This window comes from Ruegeria sp. HKCCE3926 (assembly GCF_017872515.1).
GTDB lineage: Bacteria > Pseudomonadota > Alphaproteobacteria > Rhodobacterales > Rhodobacteraceae > Ruegeria.
The window spans coordinates 1,323,777-1,342,705 of record NZ_JAEDOU010000001.1; the positions used below are offsets into that span (position 1 = coordinate 1,323,777).

17 protein-coding genes are annotated in these 18,929 nt (G+C 58.2%); 5 read left to right on the plus strand and 12 right to left on the minus strand.

The window, feature by feature from the left end; genetic code table 11:
• Positions 1-147: 147 nt before the first annotated feature.
• The 7 genes from I9184_RS06665 to I9184_RS06695 all read right to left on the minus strand — a co-directional run bounded on the left by I9184_RS06665 (position 148) and on the right by I9184_RS06695 (position 7,036).
• The gene (locus tag I9184_RS06665; RefSeq protein WP_152457702.1) at positions 148-1,137 is read right to left on the minus strand and encodes an ABC transporter substrate-binding protein; all 990 of its coding nucleotides are present in this window, start codon (positions 1,135-1,137) and stop codon (positions 148-150) included.
• Positions 1,138-1,196: 59 nt separating this feature from the next.
• Positions 1,197-2,042, minus strand: a complete 846-nt coding sequence (locus I9184_RS06670) for an ABC transporter permease (RefSeq protein ID WP_171231810.1) — start codon at positions 2,040-2,042, stop codon at positions 1,197-1,199.
• Positions 2,039-2,956 carry an ABC transporter permease gene (locus I9184_RS06675; protein WP_171363011.1) on the minus strand — a complete coding sequence of 306 codons (918 nt, stop codon included), beginning with the start codon at positions 2,954-2,956 and terminating at the stop codon, positions 2,039-2,041. The genes I9184_RS06670 and I9184_RS06675 overlap by 4 nt, the downstream gene beginning before the upstream one ends.
• Complete coding sequence (locus I9184_RS06680) at positions 2,953-3,396, minus strand: GNAT family N-acetyltransferase (protein WP_245217983.1); 444 nt, start codon at positions 3,394-3,396, stop codon at positions 2,953-2,955. The genes I9184_RS06675 and I9184_RS06680 overlap by 4 nt, the downstream gene beginning before the upstream one ends.
• Positions 3,386-4,183 (minus strand): ABC transporter ATP-binding protein, encoded by a 798-nt coding sequence (locus tag I9184_RS06685; RefSeq protein WP_209833358.1) that lies wholly within the window; start codon positions 4,181-4,183, stop codon positions 3,386-3,388. The genes I9184_RS06680 and I9184_RS06685 overlap by 11 nt, the downstream gene beginning before the upstream one ends.
• Positions 4,184-4,238: 55 nt before the next feature.
• Positions 4,239-5,693: a dihydropyrimidinase gene (hydA, locus tag I9184_RS06690; RefSeq protein ID WP_152457698.1), complete on the minus strand. Its 1,455-nt coding sequence runs from the start codon at positions 5,691-5,693 to the stop codon at positions 4,239-4,241.
• Positions 5,694-5,785: 92 nt separating this feature from the next.
• A complete protein-coding gene (locus tag I9184_RS06695; protein WP_171633086.1) occupies positions 5,786-7,036 on the minus strand; it encodes a Zn-dependent hydrolase in 1,251 nt (416 codons plus the stop codon).
• 172 nt (positions 7,037-7,208) lie between these two features.
• Between I9184_RS06695 and I9184_RS06700 the strand changes: the two genes are divergently transcribed.
• Positions 7,209-7,817, plus strand: coding sequence for a TetR family transcriptional regulator C-terminal domain-containing protein (locus I9184_RS06700; RefSeq protein WP_171633089.1), 609 nt, complete (start codon positions 7,209-7,211; stop codon positions 7,815-7,817).
• A 47-nt stretch (positions 7,818-7,864) separates the two neighbouring features.
• On the opposite strand, the gene preA is transcribed toward I9184_RS06700, so the two are convergent.
• The 3 genes from preA to I9184_RS06715 are packed head-to-tail and all read right to left on the minus strand — an operon-like array spanning position 7,865 to position 11,405.
• The gene (gene preA / locus I9184_RS06705; RefSeq protein ID WP_171633091.1) at positions 7,865-9,169 is read right to left on the minus strand and encodes an NAD-dependent dihydropyrimidine dehydrogenase subunit PreA; all 1,305 of its coding nucleotides are present in this window, start codon (positions 9,167-9,169) and stop codon (positions 7,865-7,867) included.
• 18 nt (positions 9,170-9,187) lie between these two features.
• On the minus strand, positions 9,188-10,024 hold the full coding sequence (locus tag I9184_RS06710) for a methyltransferase domain-containing protein (protein ID WP_209833360.1): 837 nt from the start codon (positions 10,022-10,024) through the stop codon (positions 9,188-9,190).
• Positions 10,025-10,070: 46 nt separating this feature from the next.
• Complete coding sequence (locus I9184_RS06715; RefSeq protein ID WP_171723451.1) at positions 10,071-11,405, minus strand: NAD(P)-dependent oxidoreductase; 1,335 nt, start codon at positions 11,403-11,405, stop codon at positions 10,071-10,073.
• A 442-nt stretch (positions 11,406-11,847) separates the two neighbouring features.
• On the opposite strand from I9184_RS06715, the gene I9184_RS06720 reads away from it, so the two are divergent.
• The 3 genes from I9184_RS06720 to I9184_RS06730 all read left to right on the plus strand — a co-directional run bounded on the left by I9184_RS06720 (position 11,848) and on the right by I9184_RS06730 (position 14,921).
• Positions 11,848-12,843, plus strand: a complete 996-nt coding sequence (locus I9184_RS06720; RefSeq protein WP_171633098.1) for a hypothetical protein — start codon at positions 11,848-11,850, stop codon at positions 12,841-12,843.
• 72 nt (positions 12,844-12,915) lie between these two features.
• A complete protein-coding gene (locus tag I9184_RS06725; RefSeq protein WP_171633102.1) occupies positions 12,916-14,208 on the plus strand; it encodes an O-acetylhomoserine aminocarboxypropyltransferase/cysteine synthase family protein in 1,293 nt (430 codons plus the stop codon).
• 2 nt (positions 14,209-14,210) lie between these two features.
• Positions 14,211-14,921 (plus strand): GNAT family protein, encoded by a 711-nt coding sequence (locus I9184_RS06730; RefSeq protein WP_171633105.1) that lies wholly within the window; start codon positions 14,211-14,213, stop codon positions 14,919-14,921.
• Between the two features lie 2 nt (positions 14,922-14,923).
• Here the strand turns inward: I9184_RS06730 and I9184_RS06735 are convergent, their stop codons facing one another.
• A complete protein-coding gene (locus I9184_RS06735; RefSeq protein ID WP_171633107.1) occupies positions 14,924-15,619 on the minus strand; it encodes an SIMPL domain-containing protein in 696 nt (231 codons plus the stop codon).
• A gap of 164 nt (positions 15,620-15,783) precedes the next feature.
• Between I9184_RS06735 and I9184_RS06740 the strand changes: the two genes are divergently transcribed.
• Positions 15,784-17,733 (plus strand): hypothetical protein, encoded by a 1,950-nt coding sequence (locus tag I9184_RS06740; RefSeq protein WP_209833362.1) that lies wholly within the window; start codon positions 15,784-15,786, stop codon positions 17,731-17,733.
• A gap of 89 nt (positions 17,734-17,822) precedes the next feature.
• On the opposite strand, the gene hppD is transcribed toward I9184_RS06740, so the two are convergent.
• Positions 17,823-18,920, minus strand: coding sequence for a 4-hydroxyphenylpyruvate dioxygenase (gene hppD, locus I9184_RS06745; protein ID WP_171633112.1), 1,098 nt, complete (start codon positions 18,918-18,920; stop codon positions 17,823-17,825).
• Positions 18,921-18,929 lie beyond the last annotated feature (9 nt).

Consider the following 18,929-nt stretch of genomic DNA (forward strand, 5'->3'; position numbering starts at 1 on the left):
GAAGTTCACAATTCGTATGAAATGCGTTCGTTTACAGGTAAATACTACTCTGATTTCAGGTCGAGTACAGACACATATCCGGCATTTAGAATGAAAAACGCGGCCCCGATTGGGACCGCGCCTCAATTCCCCAAGGAAAGGCTGAGATCAATTCAGTGCAGCATCGGTGATCTGATGTGTCCAGGCCCCTTCGGGCTTTTTGGTTATAACCGGATCAGACCCGCCTGCCAGCAATGTGTTGACGGTGCGGTCGAAATCAGCCGGGTCCAGCGCGCCGTTCGACCCTGCGGTCAACTTGGCGATCTCACCCATCATACGCTTTTGGTGCTCTTCCGTCTGAGCACCGGTTGCATCGTTTTCCAGAACGATTTCCGCCGCTTCGTCCGGGTTCTCCTCGGCATATTTCCACCCCTTCATCGACGCGCGAACGAACCGCTCCATCTTGTCGGCGAAGGCCGCATCGCTCAGGTTCTCTTCCAGCACATAAAGGCCGTCTTCCAGCGTTGCCACGCCCTGGTCTTCGTATTTGAAGGTCACCAGCTCATCCGGGCTGACACCGGCATCGATGACCTGCCAGTATTCATTGTAGGTCATGGTGCTGATGCAATCCGCCTGACGCTGAAGCAACGGGTCGACGTTGAAGCCCTGCTTCAAAACTTCCACTCCGTTTTCGCTTTTGCCATCGGTACTGATGCCCAACTGGCTCATCCAGCTCATGAAGGGAAACTCGTTGCCAAAGAACCAGACACCCAGCGTGCGGTTTTTGAGGTCTTCGGGCGACGAGATCCCGGCGTCTTTCCAGCAGGTCAGCATCATGCCCGAGCTTTTGAAAGGTTGCGCGATGTTCACCAGCGGCAGCCCTTTTTCACGGGCAGCCAGCGCGGCAGGCATCCATTCGACGGTCACATCGGCACCACCGCCTGCAATCACTTGCGTCGGAGCGATGTCAGGCCCGCCGGGCAGAATGGTGACGTCCAGCCCCTCTTCTTCGTAAAAGCCCTTGTCCTTGGCAACATAATAGCCCGCGAACTGTGCTTGCGTGACCCATTTCAGTTGCAATGTCACCTCATCCGCCGCCAGCGCCGCACTGGCTGCCAGGCTAAAGGCGGCAACCGCCCCGCTGAGTAGCTTGTTCATCTTCATTTCTCCTAGTTGCTTGTTGTGCCCCAATTTCGGGGTCTGTTGATTTCTTTGTTTTATCCGCGCTGTGACGGGTGCCAGAAGGTCACCACTTTTTCGATCCCCGCCACCAGCCCATAAAAGGCCGTGCCGGCCAGTGCCGCAACAACGATTTCGGCCCAGACCATGTCCAGCGACAATTGCCCGACGCTGGTAGAGATCCGGAACCCCATACCAAGTGTCGGTGAACCGAAGAACTCGGCCACGATAGCGCCGATCAGAGCCAAAGTGGTGGAAATCTTCAACCCGTTGAAAATGAAAGGCATCGCTGCGGGCAAACGCAGTTTCATGAAGCTCTGCCAATAGGTTGCGGCATAGGTCTCCATCAGATCGCGCTGCATCGAGGTGGCTTCCCGCAGGCCCGCCACGGTGTTGACGAGCATCGGAAAGAACACCATCACAACCACCACCGCCGCCTTGGAGTGCCAGTCGAACCCAAACCACATCACCAGAATGGGGGCGGTTCCGACAATCGGCAGGGCGGCCACGAAATTGCCGACCGGCAACAGGCCCAGACGCAGGAAATCCCAGCGATCCACCGCAATCGCCATCAGAAAGGCCGCGATGCACCCGATGACATAGCCGCTGAGCGCGCCCTTGATGATGGTCTGCACAAAATCAGCCCACAGGATCGGAAGGCTGTCCGCAAACCGTACCGCAATTACCGACGGCGCTGGCAGGATGACCAGAGGAACCTCAAGCCCGCGCACCAGAAGCTCCCAGATCCCGATGACCGTCAGGCCAAAGATCAGCGGGGCCAGAAATCGCACCATTCGGGTGTCGGCATAAGGCCCGCTGGCCAACCGGCTGTTCAACCACCAGCCCAAAAGCCAAAGCAGGACAGCACACAAAACCAGTATCATTGCGCCATCCCCATCCGTTTCAATACGGCACGTTCAATCAGCCCCAGCAACCCGACCAGGCATGCCGCCAGAATGGCAGCCGCGAACAGAGCCGACCAGATCTGTACCGTCTGACCGTAATAGCTGCCGGCAAGCAACCGCGCGCCCAGACCGGCAACAGCCCCTGTCGGAAGCTCACCAACAATGGCGCCGACCAGCGACGCGGCGATCCCGATTTTCAGCGAGGTGAACAGATACGGCATGGATGCCGGCAGGCGCAATTTCCAAAAGCCCTGAGACCGGCTGGCGTTATACGTCCGCAACAAGTCCAGCTGCATCGCATCGGGGCTGCGCAGGCCCTTGACCATGCCGACGACAACCGGAAAGAAACTCAGATAGGCCGATATGATCGCCTTGGGAATGATGCCCTGGATACCAACGGAATACAGCACCACAATGATCATCGGCGCCAGCGCGATGATCGGAATGGTTTGACTGACAATGGCCCATGGCATGACCGACAGGTCCATAACGCGGCTATGCACGATACCCACGGCCAGAAGGATCCCCAGGCCGGTGCCAATCGCAAATCCCAGCATCGTCGCGCTGAGCGTGACCCAGCCATGATAGATCAGCGACCGTTTCGAAGTGATCTTTTTCTGGACCGTCGTTTCCCACATTTCTACGGCGACCTGATGCGGGGCCGGCAGTCGAGGCCGGTCCTGTTCCCATGTGGCCGGGATGGCGAATGTGTTGTTCAAAACAAGACCAACCTCGGACATGTCACGCCGGTCCTTGGCGGACGGCGGCTGCACGACGGCCCCGGCACGTTCCTGTTCGGTCAACACGCCCTTTATGTTCATCGGAATACAGGCTACGTACCAGAACAAAACAATTGCGGCGATGACTGTGAATACGGCGATGACTTGCTTCATGCACGCCACTCCATCCGATAGACGGGCACGGTATCCGGCGGCACAGGGGGTTCCTCGGCCGTCACTTCAAACCCTTCACGGCGATAAAAACGTTGCGCCGCCGTATTGGGCCGGTGCGTCGTCAGCCAGAGAAAATTTCGGCCCTCTTTTGCTTTGTCGACAAGGCGCTTGCCGATACCCTGCCCCGTCCGGCTGCAATACAGCGCGCCGATTTTATTCTGTGCCGGGTCCACTGACATGTAGCAATCGACCGGATCACCGGCGACCCACATTTCACGGCTGTCGAATGCGTCGCTGATCAGCTTCGCCAGTTCATCGACCGGCAGTTCGTCGGGCATCCAGTCCGTTTGCGTGGCCCAGTCGTGAACAACCCTGGCGCAGGCAGGCACATCGTCTGGCGCCGCGCGCCGGATCTTATCCGCATTCAGCTCAGCCGTCATTGGAATGCCCACCCCGCAAACCTTCGCGCACACGGTGCGCAACCTCGATGAATTCCGGGGTGTCGCGAATGTCCAGCGGCCGTTCCTTGGGCAGCGGGCTGTCAATCACATCGGCGATCCGCCCGGGCCGTGGGCTCATCACCACGATCTTTGTGCTCAGATAAACCGCCTCGGGAATGGAATGCGTCACAAATCCGATCGTCTTTTCCGTACGCGCCCAAAGCTCAAGAAGCTGCTCGTTCAGATGGTCCCGCACGATCTCATCAAGCGCCCCGAACGGCTCGTCCATCAGCAGGATATCCGCGTCGAACGCAAGGGCCCGAGCAATACTGGCCCTCTGCTGCATCCCACCGGACAACTGCCAGGGAAACTTGCCGCCAAACCCATTCAAATCAACAAGCTCCAGGACCTTTCTCACCCGTTCATCCTGTTCGGCAGCAGGGTATCCCATGATCTCAAGAGGCAGTTTTATGTTCTTTGCAATGGTGCGCCAGGGATATAGGCCCGCCGCCTGAAAGACATACCCGTACGCCCGGTTTCGACGCGCCTCATCAGGCGTCATGCCATTGACGGTCAGCGTCCCGCCCGTAGGTGTCTCCAGGGCTGCGATACAACGCAGAAAGGTGGTTTTGCCACAGCCGGACGGCCCGATGAAACTGACGAAATCGCCCTTGTCTATTGTCAGGTTCACGTCTTTAAGCGCGTGTACAGGCCCATCATTGGTCTGGAATGTCAGGTCCAGCTGCCTTGCCTCGATGACGGGCTGGGTCGTGCTTTCAGTGTTCATTTTATTGCCTTGAAAAGAGTGGTGTCAGGGCCGCCAGCAAAGCGGCCCCAACCGATCAAACACCGGTCGCCGGAATTCCTGTCCGCTCGACCGGTCTAGGGGCGGTCAGCTCTTTCCAGGTGCTCAGCGCCTTGTTGACGGTGGTGTTCGCCTCACGCGCGACAAAGTCCCCATGACCTTCCTGCGTCCGGATTTCACCGTCATGCACCGCCACCTGACCCCGCGTCAGAGTAAAGCGCGGCAGACCTTTGACCTCTTTGCCCTCGAACACATTGTAGTCGATCGAAGATTGCTGCGACGCGGCGCTGATTGTCTTGCTTTTCTCAGGATCCCAAACAACAAGATCAGCATCCGCCCCGACCAGAACCGCACCCTTTTTAGGATAGCAATTCAATATCTTGGCAATGTTTGTTGAAGTGACAGCCACGAATTCGTTCGGTGTCAGACGTCCAGTGTTGACCCCATGTGTCCACAACATCGGCATCCGGTCTTCCAGCCCGCCGGTGCCATTCGGGATCTTGGTGAAATCCCCTACGCCAAAGCGTTTCTGTTCGGTTGTGAAGGCGCAATGATCGGTTGCAACCACGCTCAGCGTTCCCGATTGCAGGCCATTCCACAGGCTGTCCTGATGCTGTTTGTTGCGGAACGGAGGGCTCATGACCCGTCGCGCCGCATGGTCCCAATCCTGATTAAAATATTCACTTTCGTCCAATGTCAGGTGCTGGATCAGGGGTTCTCCCCACACCCGTTTACCCTGCATTTTTGCCCGGCGGATGGCTTCATGCGCCTCTTCGCACGAGGTGTGAACAACATACAGCGGGACACCCGCCATGTCCGCGATCATGATCGCTCGGTTGGTGGCTTCACCTTCCACCTGCGGCGGGCGCGAATACGCATGTGCCTCGGGGCCGGTATTGCCTTCGGCAAGCAGCTTGGCACTCAGCTCTGCCACCACATCTCCGTTCTCGGCATGCACCAGGGCGGTACCGCCAAGCTCGGCAAGACGCTTGAACGAGGCGAACAGCTCATCATCATTCACCATCAGCGCGCCCTTGTAGGCCATGAAATGCTTGAAGGTGTTGATACCGCGCGTCTCGATCACGGTTTTGATGTCGTCGAACACCTGTTCCCCCCACCAGGTCACCGCCATGTGGAACGAATAGTCACAATTGGCCCGTGTCGACTTGTTGTCCCAACGTTTCAGCGCATCCAGCAGGCTTTCACCGGGGTTGGGCAGTGCAAAATCAACAACCATGGTCGTGCCGCCCGCCAGGGCCGCCCGCGTCCCGCTTTCAAAGTCATCGCTGGAATAGGTGCCCATGAACGGCATTTCGAGATGGGTATGAGGATCGATACCGCCCGGCATCACAAAACAGCCGGTTGCGTCCAGTTCCTTGTCCCCCGTCAGGTTCATGCCGATTTCGGTGATCACGCCACCCTCGACCAATACATCCGCCTTGTAAGTCAAATCCGCGGTGACAACGGTTCCGTTTTTGATGACAGTACTCATTTTGAACTCCCTGATGCGGTCTGCGCCGCTTGCTTCATCTGGCCAAAAATATCCCGGGGGAGTCGCCCTTGGGGCGACGGGGGCAGCGCCCCCTATTCCACGATTTCGGCAGTCTCGACCACGGCATGCAGCAGAACATCCGCTCCGGCTGCGGCCCATTCCTTGCTGATTTCTTCGGCTTCATTGTGGCTCAGCCCGTCAACACAGGGGCACATGATCATCGCGGTCGGCGCAACCCGGTTGATCCAGCAGGCATCATGCCCCGCGCCCGAGATGATATCAGTGTGCGAATAGCCCAGCCGTTCGGCTGCGTTTCGCACGGCCGATACGCAAGCATCGTCAAATTTCACCGGATCGAAACCGCCGACTTTCTCGAATTCGATCTGAAGACCCATCTCGTCAACGACGTCCTCGGCAGCCACCCGCAGGCGGTTTTCCATGTCGGTGATCACCTCCAGCTCGGGCGAGCGGAAATCGACCGTAAACACCACCTTGCCCGGAATCACGTTGCGTGAGTTCGGGTAGACATCGATATGCCCTGCCGCACCCACCGCATGCGGAGCATGAGACCATGCGATCTCGTCGACTTTCTCCAGGATCCGCGCCATGGCCAGCCCGGCATTCTTGCGCATCGGCATCGGTGTCGATCCGGTATGCGCATCCTTGCCCGTTACCGTGATCTGCGTCCAGCTCAGCCCCTGACCATGGGTGACGACGCCGATATCCTTGCCTTCGGCTTCAAGGATCGGGCCCTGTTCGATATGCAGTTCAAAGAACGCATGCATCTTGCGGGCGCCCACCTCTTCATCACCACGCCAGCCGATCCGGTTCAGCTCATCCCCGAACTTTTTGCCTTCAGCATCTTCGCGGTTGTATGCCCAGTCTTGCGTGTGCATCCCGGCAAAAACGCCCGAAGACAGCATCGCCGGCGCGTAACGCGTGCCTTCTTCGTTTGTCCAGTTGGTGGCGACGATCGGATGTTTCGTCTTGATCCCCAGGTCGTTCAGCGTCCGGATCAGTTCCAGCCCTCCCAGGACACCTAGCACACCATCATATTTGCCGCCGGTCGGCTGCGTATCCAGATGCGAACCCACGTAAACCGGCAGCGCGTCCGGGTCAGTGCCTTCGCGACGGGCAAACATGTTGCCCATCTGGTCAAGCCCCATGGTGCACCCTGCTTCCTCGCACCATTTCTGGAACAAGGCGCGGCCTTCCGCGTCCTCATCCGTCAAGGTCTGGCGATTGTTGCCACCGGCGACACCCGGGCCGATCTTGGCCATCTCCATCAGACTGTCCCACAACCTGTCGCCATTGATCCTGAGATTCTGCGCCGGAGCTGCCATGTTCATCTTCCCTGTTTGCTGGCGAGTTGGCTCGCTTTTGATGTCTTGATTTGACCATATGGTCAAACTCACGCTATCACGGGTTCGGTATCAGTCAAGAATTTGCGCGGTTCAGCTGAAATTTTCAGTACGTCCCGCACCTGTTCGACGAAAAAAGAGACACGCTGAAAACATGCCAAAAGACCGCGCACCAACCCGTATTCAGAAAAAGAACCGCGCCGCGATTCTAGAGGCCGCCCTGAACGTGTTTTCAGCCCACGGGTTTCGCGGCGCAACCGTAGACCAGATCGCGGCAGAAGCAGGTCTGAGCAAGCCAAACCTGCTGTACTATTTCCCATCAAAAGAAGCGATCCATACTGAATTGCTGTCCGGCCTGCTGGATACCTGGCTGGCTCCGCTGCATGATCTGGACGCCAATGGCGATCCGATGGAGGAAATCCTGGCATACATTCGGCGCAAGTTGCAGATGAGTCAGGAGCTACCACGGGAAAGCCGCCTTTTTGCCAACGAGCTTGTACAGGGCGCGCCGCGTATTCACGATGCATTGTCCAATGATCTCAAGACACTGGTCGACGAAAAGGTCACGATCCTTACCGGCTGGATGGATCAGGGAAAAATCGCGCGGGTGCACCCCTACCACCTGGTGTTCTCGATCTGGGCCTTGACGCAGCACTATGCAGATTTCGATGTTCAGGTTCGTGCAATTCTGGGCAACGAAGATCCGTTCGAGGGTGCAGAAGCCTTTGTTGACACGTTGTACCGCAAACTTCTGAGCCCCTGAAAAAAGGGGCCGCAATAACGGCCCCTTGACGATCTGTCGCAATCCCCTCATTCGGCCGCCTTGGCCATCGGGTTGTTCGGATGCGTCGTCCAGTTCGCATAAGTTGGCTGAACTTCTTTTCCGGTCCGGGGATCAACCTCACCCGCTGCCATCGGCACCATATCGATGCAGCCTTCGATCGGACAAACATCGACGCAGAGGTTGCAAGCGACGCATTCGTCATCCATCACCTCAAACACGCGGTCCTCGGACATGGAAATCGCCTGGTGGCTGGTGTCTTCGCAGGCAGCATAACACCGGCCACACTTGATGCACTGATCCTGATCGATCTTCGCCTTGGCGACGTAGTTGAGGTTCAGATACTGCCAGTCGGTGACATTGGGCACCGCACGTCCGATCACCTCATCAATGCTGGAATAGCCTTTCTCATCCATCCATTCCGACAGCCCCGCCGTCAGTTCGTCAATGATCTTGAAGCCATAGGTCATCGCAGCGGTGCACACCTGAACGTTGCCGCAACCCAACGAGATGAACTCGGCCGCGTCACGCCAAGTGGTGACGCCGCCGATGCCGGAAATCGGCAGGCCCCGCGTCGCCTCGGCCCGCGCGATCTCGGACACCATCGACAATGCAATGGGCTTTACTGCCGGGCCGCAATACCCACCGTGGCTGCCTTTGCCGTCAATGGACGGTTCAGGGCTGAACGTGTCCAGATTGACGCTGGTGATCGAATTGATGGTGTTGATCAGCGACACCGCATCCGCACCACCGTTTCTGGCGGCCGCAGCCGGTTTGCGGATATCTGTGATATTCGGTGTAAGCTTAACGATGACCGGGCGGTCGTAATACTGTTTGCACCAGCGGGTGACCATCTCGATATATTCCGGCACCTGCCCCACGGCCGAGCCCATGCCGCGTTCGCTCATCCCATGAGGGCAGCCGAAGTTCAGCTCGATCCCGTCCGCACCGGTTTCTGCCACGCGTGGCAGAATGGCCTTCCATGCTTCTTCCTCGCACGGAACCATGATCGACGCGATCAAGGCGCGATCCGGGTAATCGGATTTGACCCGCGCCATTTCCTCGAGATTCACCTCGAGAGGACGATCCGTGATCAGTTCGATATTGTTCAGGCCCAGCAAACGGCGGTCGGCCCCGTAGATTGCGCCATAGCGCGGGCCATTCACGTTCACGACCGGAGGCCCCTCGGACCCCAGCGTTTTCCAGACAACTCCTCCCCACCCGGCTTCGAAGGCGCGGCGCACATTGTATTCCTTGTCCGTCGGCGGCGCAGAGGCCAGCCAGAACGGGTTGGGGCTGGAAATGCCCAGAAAGTTTGTCGTCAGATCGGCCATGGCTTCTCCCTTCCCGGCTCAGCCGGATTTTTTGAATATCATTTCGGTCGGGCGAATACGCCCGGCCTTGAGGTTTTTGACGTAGTTTTGGAACTTTTCGGGCGCCGTTTCGCCCATCATCAGGTGGATTCCCAGCGGCGCTGGTCCGGTCTCGGCTATCTTGGCAAATACGTCTTCGAAGAACTGGATCGCAAACGCGGTGCGGTCTGTTTCGGCAACCAGCTCAAGACCGGCCGCGGCCGCGGCGTCTTTGTATACTTCTGGCGCGTGAACAAAGGAGGTTTCCGGAAAAGTGGACCAGGGAAGCGGAAAAGCCAGCGGCTCATCCACCTCTCCGCCCATGACGTCGAACAGGGCAAAGGTGCCACCGGTGGCCAGAACCCGTGACACTTCCGCGAACAGCCCCGCTTTGTCTTCGATATTCATGCCCACATGCATCATGACGGCAAGGTCGAACCCGGCATCCGGCAAAGGCATGTCCAGAGCACTGCCAACAAGAAAGCTGGTCTTTTCGGAATGTCCGACCAGATCGCTGAGCGCAGTTGCGGTTTCCACGAACTCGGGCGTCAGGTCGACCCCTGTAACCGTTGAGTCATATTTGTCTACTATGTACCGGGATGTGCCCCCGATGCCGCATCCGATGTCCAGAACGCGTGTCGCATGGGTCGGAGAAAGTTGCGCAAACAGGTTGTCGGTCGCAAGAACGCCGCCGGTATGGAATTCATCCCCCGCCTTCAGATCAGCGACAGTGGCCGCATCCGGGTCGATGCCGCTGGCCTCCAGCGCCGCGCGGACGCGTTCGGTCAGTGCACCGGTGGTATAGTGTTGAGCAACAGCTTGTTCGATCTGGGACATGGGAATACCTCAGCAGCGAAAGGAATGGGGTGAATACCCCACCCTATCACGAAACGAGCGTCGCGTGGATGTCCATCGCCGCGTCCCGACCTTCGGCAACGGCCGTTACGGTCAGATCTTCGCCGCCCGCAGCGCAGTCACCACCAGCCCAGACACCAGCCAAAGAGGTTCGGCCAGCGCCGCTGACGGCGATCTTGTTGCCATCCAGCGTCAGGCCTTCGGGTGCGCCCTCCAAGGTCTGTCCGATGGCCTTGAGAACCTGATCGGCCGGCAAGCGGATCGTTTCTCCGGTTGCGATGAGCTGACCGTTCTGGCTGGAGGTATATTCCAGCTCGATCTCGGTCGCGGCGCCATTGCCGTGGATGGCCACTGGCTGAACATTGGTCATGATCCGAACGCCATGCGACGCTGCCAGGTCCTGCTCGTACCGGCTGGCCCCCATGGCATCCCGGCCGCGGCGATAGGCAATCGTGACGTTTTCGGCGCCCAGAAGCTTGGATTTCACGGCGGCATCCACAGCCGTCATGCCCCCGCCGATGACGACCACATTCCGTCCAACGGGCAGATCGGCAAGGTCGCTGGCCTGCCGCACGTCCGATATGAAATCAACCGCGGCCCGCACACCGTCCTTGTCAACACCGCCTGCACGCAAGGCGTTGACGCCGGCTAGACCGATGGACAGAAACACCGCGTCGTAGTTTTCGACCAGCCCATCCAATGAGATGCTTTCGCCCAAAACCGAACCGGTCTCGATTGCAATCCCGCCGATTTTCAGAAGCCAGTCCACCTCGGCCTGTGCAAAATCGTTGGTCGATTTGTAGGCCGCGATACCATATTCATTCAGGCCGCCGGGTTTGGGCTTGCTTTCATGGATCACCACGTCATGGCCCAGCATCGCCAGCCGATGGGCACAGGCCAGGCCCGCAGGCCCGGCCCCTACAACGGCAACTGTCTTGCCGGTCGAAGGCGCACGTTCAAACGGATGCACGCCCGAGGCCATGATTTCATCGGTGGCGAAACGTTGCAGGCGCCCGATCTCAACCGGCTTGCCTTCGGCGGCCTCGCGAACGCAGGCCTCTTCGCACAGCGTTTCGGTTGGACAGACCCGAGCGCACATTCCGCCCAGAATATTCTGTTCCAGAATCGTGCGCCCTGCTGATTGCGGTTGACCGGCTTGAATCTGGCGAATGAACAACGGGATATCGATATCCGTTGGACAGGCCGTCACGCATGGCGCGTCATAGCAGAAATAACAGCGATCTGCGGCTACTGCGGCCTCGTGCTGCGCAAGTGGCGGATGCAGATCGGTGAAATTCGAGGTCAGCTCATCGCTTGAAAGCCGCCCGGCTACGATGCCGGGTGCCATCTGGCCCTGTGCCATCACTCTACTCCCTGTAGATATGTTTGTTATGTTCTCAGCTTGCCACAAATAATTTTTTTATCAATTGGTAAAATTTGCCAAATGGTCAAAAAATGAAAAGCCTTGCAAAAACAACCGTGTTTTTGGGCACTTCGCTTAGGGACTAAGCACGAAAAGCGTTGAATCATTGGGTCCGAAGGCAGGATTTGCCCAGGAAAGGGCTGTGTGGGTATTGGCAAACAAGGTTCGGTCAGCATCGAACGCCACCGATTTCCCCTTACGACATGAACCGGGCCAACCTCGGAAAATCCGCAAAATGACCTTGCTCAGCCCTTTCTCGGCGCGATGAGAGGAATGCCATAGATAACAAGAAATCAAACTTTCGGCTTTTGACGCCCCACCCCGCTTGCTGTAACCCGGATCAAAGGGTGCCGGTTCCGGCAGCTTTCAGGAATGGGCATAGATGCAGGCAAGTTCTCGGAAATTCAACATCGCGGTTGTCGGGCAAAACAACCGCCTGCAATATGAGGCCCTGTTGTTCGCGGCCTCGCTTCGCCATTGTTCGCCCGGGTTCAAAGGCCGGCTGTTTGTCGCCACACCCAACCCGGGCCCGCGCTGGACCCACAACCCCAGCATCCAGGACGAAGACGTTCTGAAGGCCCTGAAACAGTTGGATGCCGAAATCCTGCCCTTCGACTCGCATGTTTTCGGCGAAAGCTACCCTTATGGCAACAAGATCGAGGCCTTGTCGGCCCTGCCGGAAGGTGAACCCTTTGTGTTCTTCGACACAGACACGCTGATCACCGGCGACATCACAAGCGTCCCGTTCGATTTCAACCACCCCGGAGCCTCACTGAAGGTCGAGGGCACATGGCCAAAGCCGACGCTGTACGGCCCCGGCTTTGACGGTATCTGGCGGGCGCTTTATGCGCGCTTCGGGCTGGATTTCGAAAGCTCGGTGGATCCGGGCCAACCCCATGATTACTGGCGGCGATACCTTTACTTTAACGCAGGTTACTTTTTCTTCAAATGCCCCAGGATGTTCGGTGAACGGTACCTGGACTACGCAAGAACGATCCGGGATGAGAACATTCCCGAACTGACGGGCCAGAACCTTGACCCATGGCTGGATCAGGCGGCCCTGCCGCTGGTCATTCATTCTTTCGGCGGCGGGCGGGACGCTTTGCCGGACGGGCTTCTGGACGGGTCCGTCAGCTGCCACTATCGCCTGTTCCCTTTGCTTTATGCCCGCGAAAGCGATCACGTGATCGATGTGCTGGAAACCGTCGTGGCCCCCAACAAGGTCAAAAAAGTGCTCAAACAGTATGATCCGTTGAAAAAACTGGTTCTTCAGGGCAAAGGCGAAAAAATCCGTGCGCTCTTTGATCAGGACAATCTGCCGCGGCGTGAACAGGCACTGCGCAACGCGATCAAAAGCAAAGGACTCTGGCTGCGCTGACAGGATCGTTGTGCGCAGGCGGGCAATGGCCTACAGATTCCGCAAGACAGATACCAACAGGAGATTTTCACGATGTCTGACGGCCCGACCTACGGTTTCGACACATTGCAAATTCATGCGGGTGCCCGCCCCGACCCGGCGACCGGAGCACGCCAGACACCGATTTATCAGACCACGGCCTATGTGTTCCGGGATGCGGACCACGCAGCGGCCCTGTTCAACCTGCAAGAGGTGGGCTTTATCTATTCCCGCCTGACCAACCCAACCGTCGCCGTTCTGCAGGAACGCGTGGCGACGCTTGAAGGCGGCGTCGGGGCGGTGTGCTGCTCGTCCGGGCATGCGGCACAGATCATGGCGCTGTTCCCGCTGATGGGGCCCGGCTGCAACGTGGTCGCCTCGACCCGTTTGTATGGCGGCACGGTCACGCAGTTCAGCCAGACGATCAAACGCTTTGGCTGGTCCGCCAAATTCGTGGACACCGATGATCTGGACGCCGTGAAGGATGCCATCGACGAAAACACCCGCGCCGTGTTCTGCGAATCCATCGCCAATCCGGGCGGTTATGTGTCTGATATCCGCGCGTTGGCGGATGTTGCTGATGCTGCGGGCATCCCGCTGATTGTCGACAACACCTCGGCCACGCCCTACCTGTGCCGTCCGATCGAGCATGGCGCGACACTGGTTGTGCATTCCACCACCAAATACCTGACCGGCAACGGCACCGTCACCGGCGGGTGCATCGTGGATTCTGGCAAGTTCGACTGGTCCGCGAATGACAAATTCCCGTCACTGAGCGAACCCGAGCCTGCCTATCACGGCCTGAAATTCCATGAGACTTTTGGCCCGCTGGCCTTCACCTTCCACGGCATTGCCATCGGTCTGCGTGATCTGGGCATGACCATGAACCCGCAGGCAGCTCATTACACGCTGATGGGGATCGAAACACTGTCGCTGCGTATGGAGCGCCACGTGGAGAACGCCCAGAAAATCGCAACGTGGCTGGAAGCGGATGACCGGGTGGAATACGTCACCTATGCGGGATTGCCGTCATCACCTTACAAGGACCGGGTCAAATCGCAGTATCCACGTGGCGCTGGCGCATTGTTCACTTTTGCGGTGAAGGGCGGCTATGACGCCTGTATCAAACTGGTCAACGCGCTGGAAATCTTCAGCCACGTGGCCAATTTGGGCGATGCCCGCTCGTTGATCATCCACTCGGCTTCGACCACCCACCGACAACTGACGCCGGAACAACAGGAAGCCGCGGGCGCGGGCCCCGGTGTCGTGCGGGTGTCTATCGGCATCGAAGACGTGAACGACCTGATCGCGGACCTTGATCAGGCCCTCGCCAAGGCAAGCGCCTGACTATGGCCGGGCACGACACAAACGACCTTGGCCAGCCCATCGGTTTGCCGGTGTCGGGTGACTTTCCGCGCCCGACGCCGCCTTACACACCGATGGAAGGCCGGTACTGTTCTGTCGTGCCACTGGATGTGAATCGCCATGCGCCCGGACTTTTTCGGGCGTTTGCCAATGACAGGGATGGCCGTAACTGGACTTACCTGCCCTATGGCCCGTTTGTCAGCGAACCGGAATTTGAAGACTGGGCCCGCGCCAACTGCATGGATGCGGACCCGATGTTTCATTCCGTATTGGATGCGGACGAAGTGCCAGTCGGCATGGCCTCTTATCTTCGGATCGAACCCGCAGCGGGTGCCATCGAAGTCGGCCACATCCACTTCTCGCCGCTGCTGCAACGCAAGCCGCAATCGACCGAGGTCATGTACCTCATGATGAAGCGTGTTTTCGACGAGCTCGGCTATCGCCGGTACGAGTGGAAATGCGACGCACTGAATGCACCGTCACGCAATGCCGCTGAACGGCTGGGATTTACTTTCGAAGGGGTGTTTCGACAGGCGACCCACTACAAGGGCCGCAATCGGGATACGGCATGGTACGCGATCATCGACACTGAATGGCCGCGCATTCGCGATGCATTCGAAGCCTGGCTGTCGCCCGACAATTTTGACGGCACGGGCCAGCAGCGCAAACCGCTGATGGCCCGTGTGAAAGCGTGATCTTAGTCTGAAATCTCGAATTCCATCGAGACACTGACGGAAACCGACACCTCGCCGCCCGCGACGGGAACACCACCCGCATCCGCCATGCTCAGCGCGCGCATTTCTGCCATCGGACGAATGCCAGCTGTTTGCTCCGAGATCGACTGAACCGGACCAAGCGTCACGCCCGCTGCCTCTGCCAACTGCTGTGCTTTGGCCGTGGCTTCGCCAACGGCCTTGGCACGCGCCTGCGCCTCGATCGGTTTGGGATCCTGCACGCCAAAGCTCAAGCCCCCGAAATCATTGGCGCCGTCCTGAATGACCGCGTCCATGATCTTCCCCAGTTGGGTCAGGTCGCGTACGCGCACAAACACGCGGTTGGACGCCGTAAAGCCGGTGATTTCGGGCGTCTCCCCATTCTGTCCATGACGACCCGACCAGACGGGCGACAATGACAGGTCCCGTGTCTGGACGTCACGATCTTCGATACCCATCTCGGTCAGGCGCGCCAAGACTTTGGAAACGGCATCTGACGTCGCCTGCATCGCAGCCGAGGCTTCGGCGTCTTCGTTGGTCACGCCCAAGGTTATCGTCGCCATATCAGGCGCAATCTGCACTGTTCCGGTTGCATCAACGTTGATGCGACGTTCTTCCGCATGAGCGGCCCCGGCAGCCGTAGCCGCCATCATCGCGGCCAGAAAAGCGAATGTCTTCAAGGTTATCACTCCAAATTACTCTGCTTTTAGATGGGTTGACGGGCCCTTGCGATACAAGAGGAGATACCGCCTTTTTCTTTCCCTCGGCGGGTTCCTGCTTTAATGTCGGTCTGCAAACGCAAAGTCGTTTGCATTGACATTGATAATTATGGTTCCTCCGGAATATGAAACCCGCCTTTGCGCTGTCTTTTTCTGCGACCGGAATAACACTGCACCACCGTTCCGATGACGACTGGTTTGTTGTGGGTACGATTCCGCTGGATGTTCCGGACTTGTCCGCACAGATGCAGGCGTTGCGGGAAAAGGCATTTGCGCTGGAAAATGATCTGAGCTGCAAGCTTGTGCTGCCAGAGGATCAGATTCGGTTTCTAGAGCTTTCCACCGATAGGTTGCCGCCGGAAGACCGGGCTGAACGTATCGAAACTGCTCTGACCGAGGCCACGCCTTACGCCCTGTCGGAACTGAGTTATGACAGCCAGACCGAAGGCGACACGACCTTTGTTGCCGCCGTGGCGGTTGAAACTCTGGCCGAAGCGCGGACCTTTGCCTCGGAAAATGGTTTTGTGGTGGTGGCGTTCACCGCCGAAGACAAAGAGGGCGCGTTCCCGCGTGAGGCGTTGTTTCGCGAAACCTCGGACGCTTCCGATCTGTCACACCCGGAAAACCAGCCATCTCCGGTGGAAACGGACGCAGTTAAACAGGCTGATGATTCCGACCTGCCCACCCATCCGATTGCCGGAACCGCCGCGCCCGAGGCTTTCCGAGCACCCCGGGAAACAACGAACAATCTTGATGCATCTTCAGGGGTAAACCGGTCTGTCATTCCGGTCTTTGCCGCCGTGCTTCTCGTTGGTGGACTTGTTGGCGTTTGGCTGGCATCGGGGTCCGACCCTGAACAGGATCAGGCGGAACAGAGCCCGGCTCAGGTTGCGGTTCCCGCCACTGAACCCGCCGCAGAGCCCCTGCCTGAATCGGAGCTGGACACGGCTGCGCTGGAAGCCCCGCAACAAACCGTTCCGGACCTTGCGACCGATGACGCCGAAGTGCCTGCGAACGAGGCCTCGGAAACCGAGACCGGCACGCAGCCGGATCTGACTGCCACAGATGCAGCCATTCTGGAGGCCCTCAAAGTTGCCCCTACCGCGGTGGACTCCGTCGCTCAGGACCCCGAAACACTAAAAGGTGTCGAGGCCGTTACGGGCATAAGCACGACAGCGCCTGCGGCACCGGAAATACCTGAGACCGCGGAACCGCAGGAATTGTATCTGGCATCGCTGGACCACGCCGATCTGTTCAAGGATGCGGTTGCCTTACCGCCCGACCCCAGTTTTGACACCGACGCTCCTTTTGAACCCGACGTATCCCCCAACATTGCGGGCACTCGGTTTGATCTGGATGAGAACGGCCTGGTCGTGCCTACACCGGAAGGCACCGTTAATCCGGCGGGGGTCGTTGTTTATCTGGGGCGCCCTTCCAAGGTTCCACCTGAAACTCCGGTTCGTTTCGAAGAAGAACCTGTGGTTGACGAGGTCGACGACAGATTGGCAGGCATTCGACCCAAGCCGCGCCCCGCTGATCTGGTCGAGAATTTCGAGCGCGGTCAACTGGGTGGCCGGTCATTGGAGGAATTGGCATCCAAGCGACCGAAAGCGCGCCCGGAAAACCTTCAGACCGAACCACAGGTCGATGAGGCACCAACGGCCTTGGCTGTCGTAAGAGTCCCGCGGCCCAAATCCCGCCCCGCCGGATTGGCCCCTGCCAAATCACCTGCTTCAAACAGTTCGAATCTTGGGTCCACAGCAGCATTGGATCAGAAATCCGATGACGCAGGATCTTTCCAACCAAAGACCGTCGCGCCCAAAATCCCTTCGACCGCGTCGGTCGCACGACAAGCCACGATCGACAACGCAATCAACCTGCGCAGGCTGAACCTGATCGGGGTCTACGGAACGCCGGCCAACAGACGCGCATTGGTGCGGCTTCCCAGCGGGCGTTACAAAAAGCTGAAAGTCGGAGACCGCCTTGATGGCGGGAAAGTCATCGCGATCAGCGACAGTGAGCTTCGATATCAGAAAAAGGGCCGCAACGTGACCCTGGCGATGCCGCGCAGCTGAAAACCGGCAATCGATCTTCTGACGCACCAACCGTCACATAAAAGCGCCGAAGGCAGATGAACTGCCCCCGGCGTGTCAGTGCGTTGCAATCAGGCTGCGGAAATCTCGCCGCTTTCGATCTGTTCGCGTTCGATGGATTCGAATAGCGCCTGAAAATTTCCCTCGCCGAAACCGTCGTCGCCCTTGCGCTGAATGAACTCGAAGAAGATCGGTCCGATGACGGTTTTCGAGAAAATCTGTAGCAGAATCCGGGTCTCACCACCGTCGACAACGCCTTCACCATCGATCAGGATGCCGTGTTTCATCATCCGGTCCAGCGGCTCCTCGTGGCCGGCCACGCGGGTCCTGGACATCTCGTAATATGCCTTGTTCGGGCCCGGCATGAATTTCAGACCGTTTTCCGCAATTGCATCGGTCGAGGCGTAAATATCGTCACTGCCGACAGCAATATGCTGAATGCCTTCACCTTTGTATTTCTTCAGGTAGGATACGATTTGCCCCGTCTCACCGCGGTCTTCGTTGATGGGGATGCGGATACGACCGCAAGGAGACGTCAGCGCCCGGCTGTACAACCCGGTGAACTTGCCCTGAATGTCAAAGAAACGAATTTCACGGAAGTTGAACAGGTCGCCGTAGAACTTGAACCACTTGTCCATGTTGCCCTTGTAGACGTTGTGCGTCAGGTGATCGAGATAGAAGAACCCCTCGCCCCGAGGTTTGGATTCTTTGATCCACTCGAATTCCTGATTGTATGGCGATGTGTCGTAATATTGATCGACGAAATAGATCAACGATCCGCCGATGCCCTTGATCGCAGGTACATTCATGGTTTTGTCAGCGCCGTCGTAAGGTTCCGCACCTTTTGATACGGCATGGTCATAGGCCTTTTGCGCGTCAACAACTCGCCACCCCATGGATGGCGCGCAAGGTCCGTGCTCGTCCACGAACCTCGCGGCAAAGCTGTCGGGATCCGCGTTCAGGATATAGGTGACATCCCCTTGCTGCCACAGCTCGACGGCGGGCTTTTCCTTGTGGTGGGCCACCAGGTCAAACCCCATCTTCGCGAACAGATCACGCAGCTCCTGCGGCTCAGGATGGGCAAACTCGACGAACTCAAACCCATCGGTACCGGCAGGGTTTTCTTCGCTGATAACAGATTTCGGGGCGTTGTGTGGGAAAGGACCCATGGCGCGTCT